Genomic DNA, 5380 nt, shown 5'->3' on the forward strand with positions numbered 1-5380 from the left:
CCTTGGGACATTTGCGCCGACTCGGCTGCTTCTGATGGGGCAGACGCGCCGACTCGGCATCTCCTGGCGGGACAGATGCGCCGACTCGCTGGTGCTGGATGGGAGGATGAGGCCGTGGCGACGCAGGGACCTGGTCAGAGCAGACGCACCCACGGACCCCGAGGGCCTCAGGGCCCGGGGCGGCGGCCGCGAGCCCCGATAGCGGCCCGTCCGGCGGCGATGGGCGGGATCGATGCGCTGCGGAAGCGGCTGCACCGGCCCAAGCTCACCGGCCGGGCGATGATGATCATGGTGGTCGCGGCCGTGCTGGTGATCTCCTACGCCTCCTCGTTGCGCGCCTACCTCGAGCAGCGCCATGACATCAACGCCCTCCAGACCGAGATCGCTCAGCGCAAGGCGCACATCAAGGAGCTCGAGGAGCAGACCCGTCGCTGGGAGGACCCGGCCTACGTGCAGCAGCAGGCCCGTCAGCGCTTCGGTTTCGTGATGCCGGGAGACACGGCGTACGTCGCCCTCGACGAGAACGGCGAGCGCATCCAGACCGAGCCGGAGCTGACCGACCCCGGCAAGGTGGGCAGTGCGGAGCAGCCGAAGGCGTGGTGGGACGATGCGTGGGGTTCCGTGCTGCTTGCCGGTGACCCGCCGGAGCAGACCGGAGACGGGCCGGAGTCGGAGATCGGCCCGCCGGGTCAAGCAGCAGAGCAGAAGGAAGACTGAGACAGACATGGCGATCGATCCAGCGGATGTGTCCGCGATCGCGGCACAGCTGGGACGCGAGCCACGCGGCATCCACGAGATCGGGCACCGCTGCCCGTGCTCGCTGCCCGACGTGGTCACCACCGAGCCGCGGCTGCCCAACGGCACGCCGTTCCCCACCACCTACTACCTCACCTGCCCGCGCGCGGCCTCGAAGATCGGCACCCTCGAGGGCACCCACGTGATGAAGGAGATGGAGGGGCGGCTGGCCGACGACGAGGAGCTCGCGGCCGCCTATCAAAAGGCCCACGAGGCCTATCTCGAGGCACGCTACGAGCTCGGAGACCCGCCCGAGATCCACGGCATCTCCGCAGGCGGGATGCCCACTCGGGTCAAGTGCCTGCACGTCCTCGCCGGCCAGGCACTGGCCCAGGGGCCGGGCGTCAACCCGCTCGGCGACGAGGTGCTCGAGCGTCTCGGCGAGTGGTGGAAGTCGGGCCCGTGCGTCGACCTGGAGCTCGAGGACGAAGAGCAGTGAGTCCGGCGGCGCGGCGCGTCGCAGCGAGCAAGGTCGCTGCCATCGACTGTGGCACCAACACCATCAAGCTCCTGATCGCGACGATCACCGCCGACGGGCTGAGCGAGGACGTACGCGAGGCCCGCATGGTCCGCCTCGGCCAAGGTGTCGATCGCACCGGCGTGCTCGCGGACGAAGCGCTCCAGCGTGCGTTCGGCGCCATCGACGAGTACGCCGCGCTGATCCGTGACCACGGCGTCGAGAAGGTGCGCTTCGTCGCCACCTCGGCCACCAGGGACGCCGCCAACGCGGCCACCTTCACCGAGGGCGTACGTGCCCGCCTCGGGGTCACTCCAGAGGTCGTCACCGGAGCCGAGGAGGCGGCGCTCTCCTTCGGTGGCGCGGCCCGCGACCTGCCCGGCAACCCGGTGCCGCCGGTCCTGGTGATCGACATCGGCGGCGGCTCGACCGAGCTGATCCTCGGCGAGGGCCCGAGGCCGACCATCAGCGACTCGATGGACATCGGTGCCGTACGCCTCCATGAGCGCCATCTGCGCTCCGACCCGCCCACGATGGAGGAGATCGAGGCCTGCGTACGCGACATCGACGCACACCTCGACGCCTGCCCCGTCGATCCCGGCACCGCCCGCACTGCGGTCGCGGTCGGCGGAACCGTGATCCAGCTGGCCATGGGGCTGCTCGGCCTGACCGAGTACGACCCCACCGCGACCGACCATGCCGAGATCGATCCCGAAGACCTCTACAAGGTCGTGGACCGGTTGCTCGCGATGACGGTCGACGAGCGGCTCGCGCTGCCCTGGATGCACCCGGGACGGGCGGATGTGATCGCTGCCGGCGGTGTGATCCTGACTCGGATTCTCAGACGCTCGCGTGTCGCGGCTCTCCTCGTCTCCGAATCAGACATCCTCGACGGAATCGCCTGGTCCATTAGAGACTAGGCATGTCGGGGGGGCTTGACCTGTGTGTGTGGCTTTTTTGAGTATGACGCCTAGGTTTGGGTTCAACGGCACACCCATCAAACAAACCGAAAGCTGTCTCTCGGAAGGTCATGACGTGAAGAAGCTCATCCTGCTTGCACTCGCCGCCGCTGGTATCGGTGTGCTGGTCAAGAACAAGTCTGAGCAGCTGAAGGCCGGCGCGACAAAGGTCACCAACGACCCGCGCGTCCAGTCGGCCCTCGCGACCGCCTCGGAGAAGGCGGCGCCCCTGAAGGACAAGGCTGCTCCCTATGCCGAGGCCGCGAAGGCCAAGGCCGGTCCCTACGCCACCACGGTGAAGGAGAAGGCGGGGCCGTACGCGGCTACCGTCAAGGAGAAGGCTGGTCCCTACGCGGAGCAGGCCAAGGAGAAGGCCGCGACCGCCGCGGGGGTCGCCTCCGAGAAGCTGCACCGCAACGGCTCCACCACGGAGTCCACCCCGGCATCGACGCCTGAGTCGAGCGCGTCCACCACCGAGGACGTCTTCGACGCGGAGTCACCGGCAACCCCGGAGACCCCTGGGGCCACGGAGTCGTCCACGACCAGCGAATACGGCGGCTACCCGCCGGAGTCGCCGGCGCCGGTGACCGGTGACCCGCTCACTGACCCGATCGATCCCTACGCCGAAGAGGTCCCGTCCTCGTCCACCGAAGAGGTCGCGGCCCCGCCCGCGGACCCGGCTTCGGACCCGGGCAAGGCATCGTACGACGATCTCGGCGAGGGTGACACCGTGGTCAAGCCGACCTCGGACGCTGCCCCCGAGTACGCCCCGGAGCCGGTCGACACTCCCAAGGAGGACTCCGACACGCAGTGGTTCCGCGGCTGATCGAGTCCACCTGAGTCACCCGCGGCCCGCCATCGGCGGGTCGCGGGTGACAATGGTTTTGTGACCATCCACGCCATCACCGTCCTGGGCCACGACCGCCCGGGCATCATCGCCGACACCACCGCTCGTCTGGCCGGACTCGGACTCAACCTCGAGGACTCGACGATGACCCGGCTCCGAGGTCACTTCGCGATGACGCTGCTCTGCGCGGGAGAGGCGACCACTGAGGCGATCCGCGCCGATCTCGAGCCGATCGCGTCCGAGGGCACCTTGACGGTCACGGTCTACGAGCTCCCCGATGAGCAGGCTCCCGCCGGCGCCGGCCGGCTCTTCGTGCTCTCGGTCCACGGTGGTGACCGGCCCGGCATCGTCTCCACGGTGACGGCCGAGATCGCCGCGGCGGGCGGCAACATCACCGACCTGACCACCCGTCTCTCCGGCGAGCTCTATGTCGTCGTCGCGGAGCTCGAGCTCCCGGCCGCCGCCGATGTCGCCGCGCTGGAGGCCTCGATCAAGCGGGTCACCCAGGAGCTCGGCGTCGACGCCACCCTGCGGCCGATCGAGGCCGACGACCTGTGAGCGCCGTCAACGAGCGGGTGCTCGCTTGGACGGAGGCCGAGCTGGGTGTCGAGGGGAAGGTCCTCGATGTCGTACGCGCCCCGGCTCACGTCCTGTCCGTCCCCGGCAAGGACGTCGACCCGTCCGCTCCGGAGACGGTCCAGCTCGCCGCCGACCTGGTCGCCACCATGCGGGTATCGCCCGGATGCGTCGGCCTCGCCGCCGACCAGGTCGGAGTCTCCGCCCGGATCTTCTGCGTCGACGTCTCGACCCACGTCAAGACCAAGACCCACCACGGGACGTACGTCCTGTGCAACGCCGAGGTCATCGAGGCCAGCCGCAACGAGAAGGCACGTGAGGGGTGCATGTCGGTCCCGGACCTGACCGGCGACGTGAAGCGAGCCTCAAGACTGAAGGTACGCGGCCAGCTCCCGGTCACCGGCGAGAGCGTCGAGATCGTCACCGACGCCTTCGAGGCCAGATGCCTGCAGCACGAGATCGACCACACCGACGGCCTGCTCTTCATCGACCGCGTCGCCGGTGCCCACGCGCTGCACCAGCGCCAGACGTACTTATGACGCTAATCTCTTCCGCGCGGCCCCGGTGTCCCAACTGGCAGAGGATGACGACTTAAAATCGTCCAGATGTGGGTTCGAGTCCCACCCGGGGCACTCCGCATCTCCGGAACCTCAGGGTCGACCCGGACGTTGAGTGACGTACAGGCCCAGTACGCTGGCCATATGGAGCCGTCACGTCGGCGGTTCCCACCAGTCGCTTATGAGGAGTGACCCCAGATGCAGAGCAACAACCCGGTGTTCCGTAGGGCAGAGGGCTTCGGGCAGCCGTCGAACAACGCCTACGGCAACATGACCTACGGTGGCAACGGCGCTCCGCACGCCGGCTACGGGCAGGACCCGAGCCAGTGGTCGACCGGTGCCCCTCAGGCACCGACCACCGGCGCCCCGATGACGATCGACTCGGTGGTGCAGAAGGGTGCGATCACGCTCGGCGTCGTCGTCCTCGCCGCCATCGCGACCTGGGTCCTGACCCCCGACATCGGCTCCACGGCGAGCCTCGCGCCGCTCTACATGGCCGCGACCCTCGGCGCCGGAGCAGCCTTCATCCTGTCGCTGGTCAACTCGTTCAAGCGAGTGATCAGCCCTGCTCTGGTCCTCGCATTCGCGGTTGCCGAAGGCATCGCCCTGGGCGCGCTGAGCAAGGTGTTCGACGCCATGATCGGCGGCGGCATCGTCGTCCAGGCCGTGATCGGCACGTTCGCCGCGTTCGCGGGCACCCTGGCTGCGTACAAGTTCTTCAACATCAAGGTCACCGCGAAGTTCCGCACCTTCGTGATCGCGGCCATGTTCGGCATGGTGGGTCTGAGCCTGATGGAGGTCGTGCTCGGCATGTTCGGTGCCAGCTTCGGTCTCTTCGGCCTCGGCACCCTCGGCATGATCACCGCCATCGCCGGCCTCGCGCTCGGTGTGTTCATGCTGATCCTCGACTTCGACATGATCGAGCAGGGCATCCGCGCCCAGATCCCTGAGCGCGAGTCCTGGCGTGCCGTCTTCGGCCTGACCGTCAGCCTGGTCTGGATCTACACCAACCTGCTCCGCCTCCTGGCGATCTTCCAGTCAGACTGATCGGCCAGCGGCCTTCACGACGAAGGAGTGAAGGCCGCGTGAGGTCGATCTGGTCGAGCGAGCGCAGCGGGTGAGCGGAGCGAACCCGCGAAGCGTGTCGAGACCAATCAACAGGACAAGAGCCGCCCGCTCCCCTCGGAGC

The 5380-nt window shown here is 68.3% G+C and carries 7 protein-coding genes and 1 tRNA gene; all 8 read left to right on the forward strand.

Annotated elements, in window-relative coordinates; all coding sequences use genetic code 11:
• Window positions 1–219: 219 nt before the first annotated feature.
• The 8 genes from ACRDPS_RS25850 (at window position 220) to ACRDPS_RS25885 (ending at window position 5238) form a co-directional block, all read left to right on the forward strand.
• Complete coding sequence (locus ACRDPS_RS25850) at window positions 220–717, forward strand: FtsB family cell division protein (protein ID WP_431504537.1); 498 nt, start codon at window positions 220–222, stop codon at window positions 715–717.
• A 7-nt stretch (window positions 718–724) separates the two neighbouring features.
• Entirely contained in the window at window positions 725–1234 is a 510-nt protein-coding gene (locus ACRDPS_RS25855) for a DUF501 domain-containing protein (RefSeq protein WP_431504538.1), read from the forward strand.
• A complete protein-coding gene (locus ACRDPS_RS25860; RefSeq protein WP_431504539.1) occupies window positions 1231–2172 on the forward strand; it encodes an exopolyphosphatase in 942 nt (313 codons plus the stop codon). The genes ACRDPS_RS25855 and ACRDPS_RS25860 overlap by 4 nt, the downstream gene beginning before the upstream one ends.
• A gap of 115 nt (window positions 2173–2287) precedes the next feature.
• Entirely contained in the window at window positions 2288–3037 is a 750-nt protein-coding gene (locus tag ACRDPS_RS25865) for a hypothetical protein (protein WP_431504540.1), read from the forward strand.
• A gap of 60 nt (window positions 3038–3097) precedes the next feature.
• On the forward strand, window positions 3098–3616 hold the full coding sequence (locus ACRDPS_RS25870; protein WP_431504541.1) for a glycine cleavage system protein R: 519 nt from the start codon (window positions 3098–3100) through the stop codon (window positions 3614–3616).
• Window positions 3613–4173: a peptide deformylase gene (def, locus tag ACRDPS_RS25875; RefSeq protein ID WP_431504542.1), complete on the forward strand. Its 561-nt coding sequence runs from the start codon at window positions 3613–3615 to the stop codon at window positions 4171–4173. The genes ACRDPS_RS25870 and def overlap by 4 nt, the downstream gene beginning before the upstream one ends.
• 19 nt (window positions 4174–4192) lie before the next feature.
• A tRNA-Leu gene (locus ACRDPS_RS25880) sits at window positions 4193–4266 on the forward strand.
• 123 nt (window positions 4267–4389) lie between these two features.
• Complete coding sequence (locus ACRDPS_RS25885; RefSeq protein ID WP_431504543.1) at window positions 4390–5238, forward strand: Bax inhibitor-1/YccA family protein; 849 nt, start codon at window positions 4390–4392, stop codon at window positions 5236–5238.
• The last annotated feature ends 142 nt before the right edge of the window (window positions 5239–5380 follow it).

It is taken from the genome of Nocardioides sp. (assembly GCF_050699375.1).
In the GTDB taxonomy this organism is placed as follows: domain Bacteria; phylum Actinomycetota; class Actinomycetes; order Propionibacteriales; family Nocardioidaceae; genus Nocardioides.